Origin of the sequence: Massilia sp. TSP1-1-2, from assembly GCF_049896185.1 — a bacterium.
Taxonomy (GTDB): Bacteria; Pseudomonadota; Gammaproteobacteria; order Burkholderiales; family Burkholderiaceae_D; genus Telluria_A.
The window spans coordinates 100,781-117,662 of the sequence record NZ_JAFCTU010000001.1; the positions used below are offsets into that span (position 1 = coordinate 100,781).

General features: G+C 62.8%; 15 protein-coding genes. 9 read left to right on the forward strand and 6 right to left on the reverse strand.

Annotated elements, in window-relative coordinates; all coding sequences use genetic code 11:
• Positions 1-27: 27 nt before the first annotated feature.
• Together ACP7BV_RS00470 and ACP7BV_RS00475 are read right to left on the reverse strand one after the other, a co-directional pair.
• The gene (locus ACP7BV_RS00470) at positions 28-993 is read right to left on the reverse strand and encodes a hypothetical protein (RefSeq protein ID WP_426100384.1); all 966 of its coding nucleotides are present in this window, start codon (positions 991-993) and stop codon (positions 28-30) included.
• Positions 994-1,257: 264 nt separating this feature from the next.
• Positions 1,258-3,540: a family 1 glycosylhydrolase gene (locus ACP7BV_RS00475; protein ID WP_426100386.1), complete on the reverse strand. Its 2,283-nt coding sequence runs from the start codon at positions 3,538-3,540 to the stop codon at positions 1,258-1,260.
• 208 nt (positions 3,541-3,748) lie between these two features.
• On the opposite strand from ACP7BV_RS00475, the gene ycaO reads away from it, so the two are divergent.
• Both ycaO and ACP7BV_RS00485 read left to right on the forward strand, forming a co-directional pair.
• On the forward strand, positions 3,749-5,455 hold the full coding sequence (ycaO, locus tag ACP7BV_RS00480; protein WP_426100388.1) for a 30S ribosomal protein S12 methylthiotransferase accessory factor YcaO: 1,707 nt from the start codon (positions 3,749-3,751) through the stop codon (positions 5,453-5,455).
• Positions 5,456-5,720: 265 nt separating this feature from the next.
• Positions 5,721-6,770: a serine endopeptidase gene (locus ACP7BV_RS00485; protein WP_426100390.1), complete on the forward strand. Its 1,050-nt coding sequence runs from the start codon at positions 5,721-5,723 to the stop codon at positions 6,768-6,770.
• Between the two features lie 3 nt (positions 6,771-6,773).
• Here ACP7BV_RS00485 and ACP7BV_RS00490 read toward each other — a convergent pair whose 3' ends face one another.
• Both ACP7BV_RS00490 and ACP7BV_RS00495 read right to left on the reverse strand, forming a co-directional pair.
• The gene (locus ACP7BV_RS00490) at positions 6,774-7,163 is read right to left on the reverse strand and encodes a DUF3597 domain-containing protein (RefSeq protein ID WP_426100392.1); all 390 of its coding nucleotides are present in this window, start codon (positions 7,161-7,163) and stop codon (positions 6,774-6,776) included.
• Positions 7,164-7,243: 80 nt separating this feature from the next.
• Positions 7,244-7,762 carry a hypothetical protein gene (locus tag ACP7BV_RS00495; protein ID WP_426100394.1) on the reverse strand — a complete coding sequence of 173 codons (519 nt, stop codon included), beginning with the start codon at positions 7,760-7,762 and terminating at the stop codon, positions 7,244-7,246.
• 240 nt (positions 7,763-8,002) lie between these two features.
• Between ACP7BV_RS00495 and ACP7BV_RS00500 the strand changes: the two genes are divergently transcribed.
• A complete protein-coding gene (locus tag ACP7BV_RS00500; protein WP_426100396.1) occupies positions 8,003-8,353 on the forward strand; it encodes a DUF1294 domain-containing protein in 351 nt (116 codons plus the stop codon).
• Here ACP7BV_RS00500 and ACP7BV_RS00505 read toward each other — a convergent pair whose 3' ends face one another.
• Together ACP7BV_RS00505 and ACP7BV_RS00510 are read right to left on the reverse strand one after the other, a co-directional pair.
• Positions 8,354-9,136, reverse strand: a complete 783-nt coding sequence (locus ACP7BV_RS00505) for an MBL fold metallo-hydrolase (RefSeq protein ID WP_426100398.1) — start codon at positions 9,134-9,136, stop codon at positions 8,354-8,356.
• The gene (locus tag ACP7BV_RS00510) at positions 9,133-9,807 is read right to left on the reverse strand and encodes a DJ-1/PfpI family protein (RefSeq protein ID WP_426100400.1); all 675 of its coding nucleotides are present in this window, start codon (positions 9,805-9,807) and stop codon (positions 9,133-9,135) included. The genes ACP7BV_RS00505 and ACP7BV_RS00510 overlap by 4 nt, the downstream gene beginning before the upstream one ends.
• A gap of 93 nt (positions 9,808-9,900) precedes the next feature.
• Between ACP7BV_RS00510 and ACP7BV_RS00515 the strand changes: the two genes are divergently transcribed.
• The 6 genes from ACP7BV_RS00515 to ACP7BV_RS00540 all read left to right on the forward strand — a co-directional run bounded on the left by ACP7BV_RS00515 (position 9,901) and on the right by ACP7BV_RS00540 (position 16,826).
• Entirely contained in the window at positions 9,901-10,899 is a 999-nt protein-coding gene (locus ACP7BV_RS00515; protein ID WP_426100402.1) for a GlxA family transcriptional regulator, read from the forward strand.
• A gap of 15 nt (positions 10,900-10,914) precedes the next feature.
• Positions 10,915-11,667: a glycerophosphodiester phosphodiesterase gene (gene ugpQ / locus ACP7BV_RS00520; protein ID WP_426100404.1), complete on the forward strand. Its 753-nt coding sequence runs from the start codon at positions 10,915-10,917 to the stop codon at positions 11,665-11,667.
• 95 nt (positions 11,668-11,762) lie between these two features.
• Positions 11,763-14,372, forward strand: coding sequence for an alanine--tRNA ligase (gene alaS, locus ACP7BV_RS00525; RefSeq protein ID WP_426100406.1), 2,610 nt, complete (start codon positions 11,763-11,765; stop codon positions 14,370-14,372).
• A gap of 323 nt (positions 14,373-14,695) precedes the next feature.
• Positions 14,696-14,923: a sulfurtransferase TusA family protein gene (locus ACP7BV_RS00530; RefSeq protein ID WP_426100957.1), complete on the forward strand. Its 228-nt coding sequence runs from the start codon at positions 14,696-14,698 to the stop codon at positions 14,921-14,923.
• A gap of 194 nt (positions 14,924-15,117) precedes the next feature.
• A complete protein-coding gene (locus ACP7BV_RS00535) occupies positions 15,118-15,867 on the forward strand; it encodes an electron transfer flavoprotein subunit beta/FixA family protein (RefSeq protein WP_426100408.1) in 750 nt (249 codons plus the stop codon).
• A gap of 26 nt (positions 15,868-15,893) precedes the next feature.
• Positions 15,894-16,826 (forward strand): electron transfer flavoprotein subunit alpha/FixB family protein, encoded by a 933-nt coding sequence (locus ACP7BV_RS00540; protein ID WP_426100410.1) that lies wholly within the window; start codon positions 15,894-15,896, stop codon positions 16,824-16,826.
• Positions 16,827-16,882: the final 56 nt, after the last annotated feature.

Sequence of the window (16,882 nt, forward strand, 5' to 3'; positions counted from 1 at the left end):
TTATAGCACGGGCTATAGTACTGTCCGTTACGGCGGGGGCAGGGCGGCCGTCATGCCGTCGATCGCGTCCTGAAAGCTGATCTCGCGCGTCATGTGCCGTCGCCAGATGGCCAGCAAAGGCGCGCTGGTCTTGAATGAGCCGCGTTGGTAGATGCCGGCCTGGTCGGCGTAAGGAGTGTAGTCGACCCCGCGCGCCTTGAGGACGGACTTGACCGTTTCGCCCACCGTGTAGCAGTGCACGGCGTGCCAGAGAGCTCGGTTTGGCGCTCGCCCGGCCGCCGCCAGGCTGGCGTTGATGGCGTCGATCACGGCCCCGTTCACGCGCATGTGCGCCCCCTCGTGGTACAGCATTTCGAGCGCCGCCAGGCCCTGGTAGTCGGTGCGCGCGCTGGGCATGATAGTTTGCATGGGGTCGTCGTCGGATGTGTAGGCGCCGCTGTGCTCGCCCGTGTGGAAGACGACGTCCACCCGCGCGGGACTGGCGGGAAATGTGCGATGGAGGTGGCCTTCGATGCCAGTTTTTAACTGTTGCCCGAAAACGGCGTCGAGGGCGCGTGCTTGCCGGATCCAGCGCCGGTTGGCGCTGTCGTGGATGGGCCAGATGGTGCGTGCGTAGAGCGGGGCGGCGCGCTCGAGGGCGCCTGCCAGGGCCGGCGGCAGGGCCAGGCCGGCCACGCTGCGCTGCGCGTCGGGAGCGCGGCTCAAGGCCAGCTTGACCCGGTCCATGTCAGGATCGAAAACATCGCTGCGCGCGTAGGTGTTGCGGTAGTAGGCGGCTGCTTGTTCGAGACCGGCGCGCTCGAATGGATCGGTGACGGCTTGCCATTCGGCCCGGGGACCAAATTTGCCGAGGGTGGCGTTATCGAATAAAAAGTGATGCAGGTTGAGCAGAAAGTGGCTGTGGAAGGCGAACTGGACGCGCTCGCCAGGCCCGGTTGCCGATGCGGGAAGGCAGAACAGGATGGCGAGGACAAACGCGAGAGCGCGGCGCATGGGTTTCCTTGGGCGTAGTGAAAACGTAGTATAGCCCGTAATGTTGTATAAAATAACATCTTGATCGCACCTGTAACACGTCGGTAGTGGAGCAGGAAAAGGCGCAGTCCGCAGGGAATGCATGCGCTTCGAGATGGGTGGAAGTGCAAGGCGCAGCCAGGCCTAACGCTTATCCGACCTACGTTCCTCGCTGCAGCACGCTCACACCAGGCAGCGCCGTCGTATTCTTGAGCGTTACACCTTTTGCGACAGCCCGGCGCGCTGCTATCCCACTTGCCGCTGCGCAGTCCCGGCCCCCTGCCGCGTCTCGGCAGTATGTAGCAACTCCGCGACTTCCTCGGGTGCGGCACGCAGGTCGATGAAGCGCGCGATGGCGTTGTCGAGCGGGGGCAGCAGGATGCCGCGTTTGCTGCCCAGCGCGCTGTAGTACGGCCGCCGCGCCTGAAAGTGAAAGTCGGCGGCGCGCCGTTCTTCAAGCCGGCTGGTGTCTATGTCCGCCAGCAACGCAGCCTTGCCGGCCAGCTCGACCCAGGTCAGCGCGGTGCCGTTGGTCAGGTGCCAGACGCCAGCCTCGCGGTCGATAATCAAATCGAGGCAGGCGTGCACGAGATCGGGGACGTAGGTGGGCGACACCGTCAGGTCGCTCGCGGCCGTGTAAGGCGCGCCTCGCGCCAGGGTGTTGAGCACTTGCGTGAGGAAATTGTAATTGTCCCAGGGGCCGAAAAAGGAACTGGTGCGCACGACCAGCGCGCCCGCGTGCTGGTCCAGCACGATCTGTTCGGCCGCCGCCTTGCTGTGCCCATAAATATTGAGCGGCGAGACGGTATCGTCCTCGTGATAGGGCGACAGTTGTTGGCCGTCAAACACCAGGTCGCTGGAAAACGTGGTCAGGTGCACCCCGTGGCGGGCGCAGGCGCTCGCCAGCACGGCCGGGCCCTGCACGTTTTCGCGGAAGCAGCGCTCGATGTCGCGTTCGGCGTCGTCCACCCGTACGTAGCCGCTGGCGTTGATGATGGCCCACGGCTGGTACTTGGCGAGCGCCTGCTCCACCGAGTCCTGGTCGGCAATGTCCATGTCCTTACGGCTGAGCAAACGGTAAGCCAGATTGCGCTTGTGGCAGATACGCGCGAACGCGCGCCCCAGCGTACCTGTGGCGCCGGTGATCAGGATGGGCGCAACGGCAGTGCCGACGGTCAGGTGGCCGTCGGCCGAGATCGAGGTCAGCGCTTCGGCGGTGGCGACCGGCGGGCACAGGAAGCGGCCCGCGCGGCGCCACCAGCCCTGGCCGCGCAAGACAGGGTGGGACGGCGCCTGGCCGCAAGCCAGTTCGCGCATCATCCCGGCCAGTGCCGTGGGGCGCGGCAGCGGGGAGCGCACGTCGAACGGCCCCGGCTCGTAATAGCCTTTGGCGGCGGTCACCAAGCTGTTCCAGTCGAAGGAACCAAGCAGCGCCCATACGGTGACGGCAAGCACGTCGACGCCGTTGCGCCTGGCCTGCTGGCCCGCTTCCCAGATTTCAAGCAGCCAGCGCAACTGGTCTTCGCGGTTGGCGTCGATATGCGCTTCAGTGACGGCCAGCGGGATGCGGTAACGGTCCCAGATTTCGTCGAGCAGGGGACCGATGCCGGCCGTCGGCGTGGCCAGCGCGCGCGAGGTTTCGATATCGGCGCAGGCGCGCCCGTCGGCGCTGCCACGAAAATGCTCGGGGTAGCGCTCGGCGCGGTGGTCGAGCCAGCGCTCACTAGTCACGTAATAGTTGACGCCAATAATGTCCGGCGGACACGGGTTGTCGCGGAACCAGAGGATCTCGGTCGGGGCGATGCCGCTGGCGGTAAGATACGGCCACAGGCCATAGTCGGGGCCGACCATGCCGCATAGAAGATCCCAGGCCAGCCAGCGCCGCTCGTTGTAGAACTCGGCTACGTCGCGCAGCTCGTGCGTGCTGTAGGTTTTGCCCAGGTCGTCGGTCTGGACCAGCATGGCGTGCGGATTGACCTTGCGGATGGCCTGCATGGAGAGCACGATCGCCTTGCACTGGACCAGCAGGGCGCGCAGGAACAGCGCGTTGCTGCGCCCGTGCGGATACCACAGCCCATACAGGCCGCTAAAGCGGGCGGTGGTCAGCGGTTCGTTGACGGGAGTGTAATGCGTGACCCAGGGATAGCGCTGCGCGACGGCGCCGGCGTAGTCGGCCAGGCCGCTGGCGAATGCGGGGTCCACCAGGCTGGTGTGCGCCGGGCCGCTGCCGTGGTGCACCAGTCCGACGATGGGGGCGATGCCGGCTGCGCGCAGTGCCGGCAGGCGCTGGTCCGGCCAGCTCCAGTCGGCCGCGGCAAGGCCATTGGGCGCCGTGCGTTCCCACAGCACGGGATAACGAATGGCCTGGATGCCGAGCGAGGCGAAACGCTCGATGTCGCAGCTGCGCTGCGCATGGCCGTTGCGGTCGATCTGGCTGAAGTACTCGTCTTGCACGCGGTTGACAGTGCACTCGAGACCGCCCCAAAGTTGCAGCGGCGCAGTATGCAGAAGGGATGGTTTTGCATGCATGGAACTCACCCACAGTAATTGAATGGAAACCTTAAAAATTAGAGATGCATTAAAACGGGAAAGTTCGGCTCACTGTCGAGAGATCGCGTCCGGATGGCCGTTTTGCTGACGCAGCGCAGCGAAAGCGCAAGCAGCCCTTGGCCTTGCTGTATGATGCGGTACGCCTTTTGTCCGCTTTCCCTCTGTCCTATCTCACCGAGAAATTCGCATGCAAACCTTCATTCCAGGCAAAGACGCCGCCCTTGAATCCACCATCGAGATCATGCAGGCCAAGCTGGCCGCGCGCGGTTTCAAGCTTAACGAGTCGTCGCTGCTGCATGAAGTGGACGCCATCTGGTCAACCCACATGAAGGACAACGATTGTCCGATGTTGTTTTCAAACGGCAAGGGCGCAACCGAACTGGCGGCGCGCGCCAGCGCCTACGGCGAATTTTTCGAGCGCCTGGGCACGCATTATTTCTGGACCCACTTCAACCTGGGCGAAACGCGCGCCAACCGTCCGTTCGTGCACTATCCGCAAGAGCGCTGGTTTCCGCGCGCCGAAGACGGCGCGTGGCCGGCGGAAATCCTCAATCCCGAATTGCACGCTTTTTACAATCCCGACGGCGAGATCGATGCCGAAGTGCTGGTTGACTTAAATTCCGGCAACGTCGAGCGGGGTATTTGCGCCTTGCCATACATACGCTTGCGAGATGGCGCCGAAACCCTGTTCCCCGTAAATATCATCGGCAACCTGTATGTCAGCAACGGCATGGCGGCGGGCAATACGATGATGGAAGCGCGCAGCCAGGCGATTTCCGAAATTTTCGAGCGCCAGATCAAATACCGCATCATCAGCGAAGGCTTGTGCCTGCCCGAAGTGCCGGACGACGTGATTGCGCGCTTTCCGAATATCCAAGCCGGTGTCGCCGGCTTGCGCAAGGCCGGTTTCGGCATCCTGGTCAAGGATGCCTCGCTGGGCGGCAAGTATCCGGTGATGAACGTGACGCTGGTGCACCCCAAAGACCAGGGCGTATTTTCGAGCTACGGCGCGCACCCCCGTTTTGAGATCGCGCTGGAACGCGCCATGACCGAACTGTTGCAGGGCCGCGCCCTCGACTCGCTGGAAGGCTTCCCCGAGCCTGGCTTCGACATGAATGAAATCAACGCCGTCGCCAACCTCGAGATTCACTTCGTCGATTCAAGCGGCGTGATCAGCTGGAATTTCATGGGCGACAAGCCTGATTTCCCCTTCGTGGACTGGAATTTTAGCAACACGACGGAAGAAGACTACCACTGGCTGGTCGATTGCCTGCATGGCGAAGACAAGGATATTTATGTGGCCGACTTCAGCGAGCAGGGCGCCTACAGCTGCCGCATCCTGGTGCCAGGGTTCTCGGAAATTTATCCAGTGGAAGACCTGGAGTGGGAAAACAATAGCATCGGCAATGCCATCCGTCCCAAGCTGGTGCGCCTGAACGAGCTCACCGAAGACGACTGCGCCGAGCTGCTGGAATTGCTGCAGACGATGAATGTCAACGATGAGCGGCCGCTGTGGGAAATCCTGGGCTTGGCCATTCCCCTCGGCACCCCGTGGAAGCAGTTGCGCGTTGGCGAACTGAAGACTTTGCTGTCGCTGGCGGTGGGCGACCAGGACGGGATCCTGGAAGGCTGCGACTGGATTCACCACTTCAAGGACCTGGCCCCGGCGCGGCGCCTGGTGTACCGCTGCATCGAGAGCATCCTGAACGTGGACGATGTGGATAACTACCGCCGCTCGATGGTCATGCTGTACGGCGCCGACACGGTACGCCAGGCCGAGGCGTTGCTCGACCGCAGCGAGCGCTTCTTCGGGCTCGAGACGCTGGGACCCGACATGCAGGGCAGCGCCATGCACCAGACCTTGTTGGCGGCTTACGACAAGCTGTTCGTGTAATCTGATCTTGCAATGCATTGCGCGGCCTCTGGCATGAGGCCGTCGCAAACAAGGGCGAAAGCGCAGCAGAGTTACGTCGCTGCGCCGCCTGCGCGAAGACGATGTGGCTCCGCCGCACTGTCGCCCCTTCTGCAACACCCTCGCAACCGGGGGCGCAGTATCACCATCCTCCCCTCCTTGTACACCGCCGTGCTGCTTTTGCCGCGCCACTGGCGTTCCCGCGTGCGCAAGCCCATGATACAGCCTTCACTACAAGGAGTTCATCATGAGCAAAGGATTACGACTGACCCAAAAATGGATGCAGCGCGGCCTGTGGCTGGTTGCATTCGCTTTCGCCGCCTTCCTCATCGGCCTGGGCGGCAAGGTAGTCGAAAACCTGTGGGACGTGGAACAGCCGCTGACAGTTGAGCAATTTCTCGATCCGGCCACGCACCGGCAACTCACGGCAGCGATGGAGCTGGCACAAAAACGTACTGAAACCGTCACCGCCCGGCGCGAACAGGCTGCCCAGAAACTGGAAGTTGCCAAGTCCAACTCGCGCCTGGCACAGGAAACTTTCAGCAACTGGATTGCCACGCGCCAGGCCACCATGCGCCCCGATCAAGATCCTGACCTGATTGCCCGCACGCGCGGCCTGGAGGCCGTCAAGACAGTGGAACGCAGCGCGCTGGCCGAGGTCGAAACGCAAGACCAGGCATTGCTTGACACGCGTCAGGCAGGCGAGCGCGCCAGTGCTCAAATGGATGAAGCGCTCAAACCCGCGCAGCAAGCGCTGGCGCGCGCCTACCAGCTCAAGGAACTGCGCGTTTTCCTGTATCGCCTGGTGCTCACGCTGCCCCTGCTGTTGGGTGCCGGCTGGCTGTTCGCCAAAAAGCGCGGCAGCACCTACTGGCCTTTCGTCTGGGGTTTCATTTTCTTTGCGCTGTTTGCGTTTTTTGTTGAGCTGGTGCCCTACCTGCCAAGCTACGGCGGCTATGTGCGCTATATTGCCGGCATCGTGCTCACGGTGGTGGCGGGGCGCTATGCCATCTTGTCGCTGCAGCGCTACCTGGCGCGCCAAAAGGCGGCCGAAGCGATGCCGGAAGTGCAGCGCCGCGAAACGCTCAATTACGACATGGTCTACACCCGCCTGGCCAAGTCGGTGTGCCCTGGGTGTGAACGCCCGGTTGACCTGAAGGACCCTGCGCTCGACTTTTGTCCCCATTGCGGCATTGGCCTGTTCGAGCGCTGCCCCCAATGCAAAACGCGCAAAGGAGCCTTTGCGCGTTTCTGTTTCTCATGCGGCACGCCCGGCAAAGCCGGGATGCCTGACTAGAAATTAGTCCTTCAGGTCGGCCGGCACTTTGCCGCCGTTGGCCGCCAGCTTGTTCATGACCTGGCGGTGCAGCCAGATATTCATCGAAGCCGAGTCACTGGTGTCGCCGGTGTAGTGCAGTTCGGCGGCCAATTCCTTGCGCGACTGCAGGCTGCTGTCGAGGTCGAGCAGCTTGAGCAGGTCGACGATTGACGACTTCCAGTTCAGCGACGATGCTTGCGGCATGCCGTTCAGAATCTGCTCGACATCTACCTGGTCAATTGCCGCTACCGGCGGCGGTGCCGACGGGGCTGACGGTGCTGCCTGACCGACTGTGGCCGTTGGCGCTGGCGCCTGCACGGCAGGATGCGACGAAGGGAAGATTTTGTGGAAGATATTGCTGAGGATGCCCATGATATGCCTTTGTGTGTTGTTGTAAGAGTGGCTTGGTGTAAAACTGATTTGATGTAAAACTGGCTTGATGAAAAAGCAGTTTAGTTCTTCATGCCTTCGGCGATACGGCCGAGAACGATGGCAAGTGCCGCGCCGCCGATGGTTTTCACCAGCGTCGGATTTTCTGCGTAAAAAGCGCCCATGCGGTCAACAATGCTGGGGTTGGCTTTTTCGGCGTGTTCCGCCAATTCCTTGACTTGCTCGGGCGTCATTGCATCAGCCTGGGCCGGCGTAATTGCCGCTGGCGCCTCGTTACCGTGAAACAGGTTGCCCAGCGCACCACCGGCGATGGAACTGAGGATGCCGGGACCCATGCCGCGCAGCAGTTGATTGAGCATGCCCGCGCGCTGCGTGGAGTCGCTCTTGTCGAACAGCTGGCTGACCATTTGCGGGAACGGCGGCGTCTGGTCCGATCGCAGTGCCTCGGTCACGCCTTGGGCCATCGCCTCGCGCGGTGCATTTTGTGCGACTTGGTCGAAATCGTCGTATGCGCGGCCAGCGTTGGTGGTGTGAGCGCCGCCCAGATATTGTTGCAGTAAATTACCTAAATCGAATGCCATGTGGAGCTCCCCCGTGTGCAATAAAAATCCGCGTCTTGCTGTGATGAGCGCGTCGTCGATGCGGCAGAGTAGGCTGGAAAGACAACGTTATCCGTTCGCAAACGCACATACCCGGGATATTCGCCGCCCGGGTTCAAACCGTTGCGCCGGGGAAGCTGTTCGGATTTTTCCATCGGGAAATACTTGGACTTAATTTCCTTAAACACCGAAACTCGAAGTTTCCGATAATCAATATTCGTTATGCGACTTCTCGCCCTCGTCATCTTTGCAGTGATCTTCGCCGCCGCAGTGCACCTGTGGGCGTTGCCGCCGCTGGTGGGCGCGCTGTACCTCGTGGCGAGCCTGGTGTGCTTTGCGATGTACGCGCTCGACAAGTCGGCGGCCAAAGCGGGGCGCTGGCGCACGTCGGAAAATACGCTGTTGTTGCTGGGCCTGGCCTGTGGCTGGCCAGGCGCGGTCGTGGCCCAGAAGCTGCTGCGCCACAAGTCGAACAAGCAATCCTTCAAAAGCCGCTTCTGGTTCACCGTGCTGCTCAATAGCGCGCTGTTCGTTTACCTGGCTTCGCCGCTGTCGATCCTGCAGCGCGCTTGATCAGAACGAGAGCCGCTCGCCGTCGGCCGGAATGCGCAGGCGCGCGCCCACGCCGACCGCCTGCGCCGCCGCAGCCAGGGCCGCGCGCGTGGGCGGGCAATGGCTGAGCGCTTCCAGGTGGTTGGCCACTACCGTGCCGCGCGCCATTTTCGCAAATGCAATCACCTCGTCCGGACCCATGATGATCTCGCCGCCCAGGTCCATGCGCGCCCCGCCCGCCGGCACCACGCAGATGTCCGGCTGGTAGCGCTCGACGGCTTGGCACACGGCGCTTGAGAGGATCGTGTCGCCGGCCAGGTACAGCGTGCCCTCGCCGGGCAGCGCAATCAGGTAACCGACCCCGTGTTCCATCAGCGCTCCAATCCAGCCGCGCCCGTGGGTGCAGCGGACCGTCTGAATGGTCCCGTTCAGGAAGGGTTGGGGCGTGCTGCTGTCCGGCGCCAGCGGCTGCGCATCGAGGCCGCGCCTGGCAAGGTAGCCGGCATCGTGCGCGGTACAGGTCACCGGGATGCGGCGCTCGCGCAAAAAGCGCCTTCCTTCGTAGTCGAGATGGTCGAAGTGTCCCTTCTGGCAGTGGGTGATCAGGCAGTGCGTCACCTGCTCGAGCGCGCCGGCGGCGCCAGGGGGCAAGTCGAGGATCGGATTGCGCTCGCGCTTGCCGTCGAAGACGCGCAGTGGCGGCAAGCTGTATTTTGCGCCAAGCATCGGATCGACCAGGATGTGGTGGGCGCCGCTGTGGATGATGATGGTGGCGTTGCGCAGTTGGGTGATCTGCAAGGTCACGCTCCTTGAAAGGGAATCCGGCGCGCCGCCAGGCGTTTGACGCCGCCGCGTTCGGCCGCAGCGATCATTTGCTGGCGCGCGGCCGGCTGTTCGTCCGGCGTGCCGTTGCCAAAGGGCGGATCCGGATAGTATTCAATGCCAAGCTGGATGGTTTTGGCCACTTCTTCGCCGGCCAGCAAGCCTGCCAGGAACAGGCCGGTGTCGATGCTGCTCGAGACGCCCGCACCGGTCACCAACTGGCCGTCGCGTACATAGCGCTGCTTGACTACGCGCGCGCCGTACGCCGCCACCTTGTCGCGCGCAAACCAGTTGGTAGTCACCTGTTTGCCTTCCAGCAGGCCGGCCGCGCCGAGGATTTCGGCGCCGTTGCAAACGCTCACGGTCCAGGCGCAGGATGCCGATATGCGCCGCACGCACGCGAGCAGGGCATCATCGGCCAGTGCCGCCTCCACGCCCGGGCCGCCCGGAACATACAGGATGTCGGTCGCTTCCAGTTGGTCGAACGTTTTGCACGCCTGCATGCCCAGCCAGCCGGTATCGACGGCCACTAGGCCGCACTTGGCCGCGACGAATTCGACTTCCATGCCGGGCAGGTTGGCCAGCACGTCGTAGCCGCCGACGACGTCGAGGGCGGTAAAACCGTCAAACAGAATGATTGAGAGGCGCATCATGGTTCTCCTTGGTTGATCAGAAGTTCATTCTGGGCTCGAGGCGCCAAATAAAAAAGTGGCGATATCGCTAAAAAATATGGCATTATCGCCAGCATGAAAACGACGCGCATAGCAGTACTTGCCTACGACGGCTGCATGGGCATGGAGATCTTCGGCCTGTGCGACACGCTGCTGGTGGCCAACCGGGTGGCGCAGGCGCTGGAGGGCGCGGCCTCGGCCCCGCTGTTCGAGGTGACGGTGATCAGCCTGACGGGCGCCGACGCCACGGCCGCCGGCGGCCTGCGCATCGGTACCCGGCGCGCGCCGCGCGCGCGTCCCGACCTGCTGGTTATCCCCGGCATGGAACTGAGCGACCGCGCCAGCTGCCTGCAGCCGTTGCGCCGCCTGGCGCCGGAAACGGCCTATGTCAGGCGCGCTTTTGCCAAGGGCACGCCGGTGGCCGCCGTGTGCGTGGGCGCCTTCCTGCTCGGCGAGGCCGGTTTGCTTAACGCGCGCCGCGCCACCACCTCGTGGCTGTTCGCCGCGGACCTGGCGCAGCGTTTTCCCGAAGCCGACGTCGACGCCGGCGCCTTGCTGGTCGAGGACGGCGGCGTGACCACCACCGGTTCGTTCAGCGCCACCTTCGATCTGGCCATGCACCTGATCGGCAAGGCCGCCAGTCCCAAAGTGCGGCGCGCGGTGGCCAGGATGGCCTTGCTCGACGACCGGCGCGCCAGCCAGGCGCCGTACATCGACAGCCGCATGCTGGCCCGTCCGTCCGGCACTTTTGGTGCGCAGGTCGCCGGGTGGCTCGAAGAGCGCGTGGCCGAACCCTACGACCTGAAGGCGCTCGCACAAGTCTTCCATGTCAGCGCGCGCACGCTGCTGCGCCGCTTCAAGGACGATGCCGGCATCTCGCCGCTGGCCCATCTGCAGCAGGCGCGCATCGGCAAGGCCAAGCTGCTGCTGGAGTCGACCAGCCAGAGCGTGGCGCAAGTGACGGCAAAGGTGGGCTACGGCGACGTGGCCACCTTCGGCACGCTGTTCAAGCGCCTGGTGGGGCACTCGCCGGCCGAATACCGGCGCCGCTTCAAGACGGCGGCGCGCCAATGATGCTAATGTGGCGGCATGTGGACCTACCCAACATTTCTTGCCCATCGGGGCGGCGGCAAGCTGGCGCCTGAAAACACCATCGCAGCCCTGCAGTGCGGGCTCGACCATGGCTTTCACGCCGTGGAGTTTGACGTCATGCTGGCGCGCGATGGCGTGCCCGTGGTGATGCACGATCCTTATCTGGGGCGCACGATTGCCGGGTCGGGCAATGTGTTCGACTATGACGCCGCCGAGCTGGTGGCGATGGATGCGGGCAGCTGGTTTGGCGCGCAGTTCAAGGGCGAGCCGGTGCCGCTGTTTACGCAGTTCGTGGCGTTTTGCCAGGCGCATGGGATCTGGATGAATATCGAGATCAAGCCGGCGCCGGGGTTCGAGGCTGAAACAGGCCGGGTGGTGGCCGCCCTCACGCGCGCCATGTTCGGGCTCGAGATCGCCCGCGACGATCCCGTGGTGCCGCTGCTGTCGTCGTTCAGTGTGGTGGCGCTGGCGGCGGCCCGGCAAGCCGCGCCCGATGTGCCGCGTGCGCTGCTGCTCGACGTGGTGCCTGCCGATTGGCGCGAGCAGGCGATAGCGCTGGACGCGGTTGCGATCCATACGAATCAAAAAAACCTGACGCCTTCCCTGGCACGCCAGATCAAGGCGGCCGGCCTGGGGCTGTTTTGTTATACCGTGAACGATCCGGGGCGTGCGCGCGAGCTAGTCGAGTGGGGAGTCGACGCGATGTGTACTGACAGGATCGACCTGATCGGACCCGCCGGACCGCGCTGAACGCCCGGCCGCACTGCGGGGTGGCCGCTGGCCGGCCAGGGGACTGCGCTATAATCGTCTTTTTATAGCATGCTGCTCTCACTCGCCCATACAACATGAAATCATCTGAAATCCGCGACAAATTCCTGAAATTCTTCGAATCGAAGGGCCATGCGATTGTTCGCTCCAGCTCGCTGGTGCCGGGTAACGATCCGACCCTGTTGTTGACGAACAGCGGCATGGTCCAGTTCAAGGATGTATTTACCGGCACCGACAGCCGCCCGTACACGCGCGCCACCTCGGTGCAGCGCTGCGTGCGCGCCGGCGGCAAGCACAATGACCTGGAAAACGTCGGCTACACGGCGCGCCACCATACCTTTTTCGAAATGCTGGGTAACTTCAGCTTCGGCGACTACTTCAAGCGCGACGCCATCAACTATGCGTGGGAGCTGCTGACCAAGGTCTACGGTCTGCCTGCCAACAAGCTGACCGTTACCGTCTACATGGAAGACGACGAAGCCTACAACATCTGGGCCAACGAGATTGGCGTGCCGGCCGAGCGCATCATCCGCATCGGCGACAACAAGGGCGCGCGCTACGCGTCCGACAACTTCTGGGCCATGGCCGACACCGGCCCGTGCGGCCCGTGCACCGAAGTGTTCTACGACCACGGCGCCGACATTCCCGGCGGCCCGCCAGGCTCGCCCGACGAAGACGGCGACCGCTTCATCGAGATCTGGAACCTGGTGTTCATGCAGTTCAACCGCGACGACGCGGGCGTGATGCACAAGCTGCCCAAGCCGTGCGTCGATACCGGCATGGGTCTCGAGCGCCTGGCCGCCGTGCTGCAGCACGTGCATTCCAACTACGAGATCGACCTGTTCCAGGCCCTGATCCGCGCCGCCGCGCGCGAGACCGGCGCGCTGGATCTTGAAAACAAGTCGTTGCGGGTGATCGCCGACCACATCCGCGCCGCTTCCTTCATGATCGTCGACGGCATCATTCCCGCGCCGGAAAGCCATGGCTATGTCCTGCGCCGCATCATCCGCCGCGCGCTGCGCCACGGCCACAAGCTGGGCCAGACCAAGCCGTTCTTCTACAAGCTGGTCGAGGACCTGACGGTCGAAATGGGCGCCGCCTATCCCGAACTGGCCGAAGCCAAAGAGCGTGTCGCCCAGGTGCTCAAGACCGAAGAAGAGCGTTTCGGCGAAACGCTGGAAAACGGCATGAAGATCCTCGAAGCGCAGCTGGCCAAGGACAGCAAGAACCTCGATGGCGTGACCGCCTTCACGCTGTACAGCACCTACGGTTTTCCGCTTGACCTGACCGCCGACATTTGCCGCGAACGCGGCATCACGCTGGACGAAGCAGGCTTCAAGCAAGCCATGGAAGAAGACCAGAAGACGGCACGCGCGGCCGGCAAGTTCAAGTCGATCGCCAAGGTTGAGTACAGCGGCGAAAAAAACAAGTTCGTCGGCTACGACAAGCTGGTCCACGGCAGCACGGTCGTTGCGCTGTACGCCGACGGCGTCTCGGTGCAGGAACTCAAGGTGGGCCAGGCCGGCATGGTGGTTCTCGACACCACGCCGTTTTATGCCGAGTCGGGCGGGCAGGTGGGCGACCAGGGAGTGCTCACCGCTGCTGGCGGCCAGTTCGAGGTCGAAGACACGCTCAAGGTGCAGGCGGACGTGTATGGCCACCATGGCGTACTGCGTTCCGGTTCCCTGAAAGTGGGCGACACGGTTGACGCCAACGTCGATGAAGCCAAGCGCGCGCGCACCATCCGCAACCACTCGGCCACGCACCTGATGCACAAGGCCCTGCGCGAAGTGCTCGGCGCGCACGTGGCCCAGAAAGGCTCGCTGGTCGACCCGGACAAGACCCGTTTCGACTTCTCGCACAATGCGCCGCTCACGGCCGACCAGATCATTCAGGTCGAAGCCATCGTCAACCGCGAGATCTTGCAGAACCACGCAACGAAGTCGCACAATATGTCCTTTGACGACGCCGTCAAGCATGGCGCCATGGCGCTGTTCGGCGAAAAATACGGCGACCAAGTGCGCGTGCTCGACATTGGCTCGTCCAAAGAGCTGTGCGGCGGCGTGCACGTGACCCGCACCGGCGACATCGGCCTGTTCAAGATCATCGGCGAAGGCGGCGTTGCCGCCGGCATTCGCCGCGTGGAAGCGGTGACGGGCGAGGGCGCGCTGGCGCTGGTGCAGTCGCTGAACCGGCGCCTGAATGAAGCCGCGGGCGCGCTCAAGACCAATCCCGAGGAACTGGGCAACCGCATCGCCCAGGTGCAAGACCAGGTCAAGTCGCTCGAAAAGGAACTGGCGGCGCTCAAGTCCAAGCTGGCTGCGGGGCAGGGCGACGAACTGGTGACGCAGGCGGTGGACGTGAACGGCATCATGGTGCTGGCCGCCACGCTCGACGGCGCCGACGTGGCGCGCTTGCGCGAAACCATGGACAAGCTCAAGGACAAGCTGAAGACAGCCGCCATCGTGCTGGCCAGCGTCATTGACGGCAAGGTCAGCCTGATTGCCGGTGTAACGGCTGATGCGACGGGCAAGGTCAAGGCGGGCGAGCTGGTCAATTTTGTGGCGCAGCAGGTAGGCGGCAAGGGCGGCGGACGTCCGGACATGGCGCAGGCCGGTGGCACCGATCCGACCAACCTGGCAGCGGCCCTGGCCGGTGTGGTTGCGTGGGTTGGCCAGAAGGCGTAATACACAGCGTCGTCCTCCCGCAGCGGTGGTTTCGCAAGAAGGGGGGGGCACTTCGCATTGCCATGGCGGTCGGAATGCGCTCGCGCTTTTCCGACCTACGCACTGATGTGCACACGCAGCATCCCCGGCGCTGCCACATTCCTGCGCTCCTATACAGCATGATCATTGCGACATGTCCATTGTCGTTGTGACCATGCAACAAAAAACTTAAATTTTGGTGCGGTGCGTCAAAATTTTTAATTTGGAGTATATTGAGGTCTGTGAGTCCAACAACCAACCCTACAGAGCAATCGATGAGCGACACCACTTTCGACAGCGAAATCATGGAATACCAGAAAGAACTCGATGCGCGCGGTTTGAACTGCCCGTTGCCGATCTTGAAGGCGAAAAAGGCACTGGCCGAAATGGAAACGGGCGAAGTTCTCAAGATCGTTGCCACCGATTCCGGCTCCGTGCGTGACTTCCAAGCATTCGCCAAGCAAACCGGCAATGCCCTGTTGTCGCACACCCAAAACGGCCGCGAATTCACGTTTTTGATGCGCCGTAAATAATGTAGAGCGGCGAAGCCACGCAACAGCAGCTTCGCCGACCGTTCCACCTTCCCGCAGCGACCTTGAAATTAGGGCATTTCCTCTACCTAAAAATCGCACGATCGTGCTTTAATTTAGTGCTGAAACGATTTTCCTATTATAATCTAGGCCACACTAAGTAACGTCACCTCATTCCACTTCCCAAAGGCATACCTATGAAAGTCCTGGTTCCCGTCAAACGCGTCGTCGATTACAACGTCAAAGTACGCGTCAAGTCCGATGGCAGCGGCGTCGATATCGCCAACGTTAAAATGTCGATGAATCCTTTCGACGAAATCGCGCTCGAAGAGGCGATGCGCCTGAAAGAAGCCGGCAAGGTGACCGAAGTGATCGCCGTTTCGTGCGGCGTGGCCCAGTGCCAGGAAACCCTGCGCACCGGCATGGCCATCGGCGCCGACCGCGGCATCCTGGTTGAAACGAGCGCCGACCTCGAGCCGCTCGCGGTTGCCAAGCTGCTGAAAGCGCTGGCCGACAAGGAGCAGCCGCAGCTGATCATCCTGGGCAAGCAAGCCATTGACGACGACTCCAACCAGACCGGCCAGATGCTGGCGGCCTTGCTCGGCTGGCCACAGGCGACGTTCGCCTCGAAAGTCGTGCTCGAAGACGGCAAGGTCACGGTCACCCGCGAAGTCGACGGCGGCCTCGAGACGCTCGCGCTCACGCTGCCCGCGATCGTCACCACCGACCTGCGCCTGAACGAGCCGCGCTACGTGACGCTGCCGAACATCATGAAGGCCAAGAAAAAGCCGCTCGACGTTGTCAAGCCTGAAGAACTCGGCGTTGACGTGACCGCGCGCCTGAAGACCCTGAAGGTCGTCGAGCCTGCGAAGCGTTCGGCCGGCATCAAGGTTGCGGACGCCGCGACCCTGGTTGCCAAGCTGCGCACCGAAGCCAAAGTTATCTAACTCATTTACTAAGATACGGACACATCATGGTCGCACTAGTCATCGCAGAACACGACAACGCATCCCTGAAGGGAAGCACCCACCACACCGTTACCGCAGCAGTTCAGTGCGGCGGCGAAGTCCATATCCTGATCGCGGGCAGCAATTGCGGCGCGGTCGCAGCTGAAGCAGCGCAGATCGCCGGCGTCACCAAGGTGCTGGTCGCTGACGCGCCGCACCACGCCGACGGCCTGGCCGAAAACGTCGCCGAGCAGGTATTGGCAATTGCCGCTGCGTACTCGCACATCCTCGCTCCCGCTACCGCCTACGGCAAAAACATCCTGCCGCGCGTAGCCGCCAAGCTGGACGTGGCCCAGATTTCGGAAATCACCAAGGTCGATGCGCCCGACACCTTCGAGCGTCCTATTTACGCCGGCAACGCGATCGCCACCGTGCAATCGTCCGACAAGATCAAGGTCATCACCGTGCGCACCACCGGTTTCGATTCGGCTGCCGCCACCGGCGGCTCGGCTGCGACCGAAGCCCTGGGCGCGGTTGCCGACTCGGGCAAGTCGACCTTTGTCGGCCGCGAACTGGCCAAGTCGGACCGTCCGGAACTGACGGCTGCCAAAGTCATCGTTTCCGGTGGCCGCGGCATGGGTTCGGGCGACAACTTCAAGATCCTCGAGCCGCTGGCCGACAAGCTCGGCGCTGCCATGGGCGCCTCGCGCGCAGCCGTTGACGCAGGCTTTGTGCCGAACGACTGGCAAGTTGGGCAGACTGGCAAGATCGTCGCGCCTGCGCTGTACATCGCGGTCGGCATCTCCGGCGCGATCCAGCACTTGGCCGGCATGAAGGACTCGAAGACGATCGTTGCGATCAACAAGGATCCGGAAGCACCGATTTTCTCGGTAGCCGACTACGGCATCGTGGGCGACCTGTTTGAGGTCGTACCGGACCTGGTCAAGCAATTAGGTTAAACGCTCGCACACTCTATCCGTAGGGTGGAAAAAAATCGAAGGCGCATTCCACCATG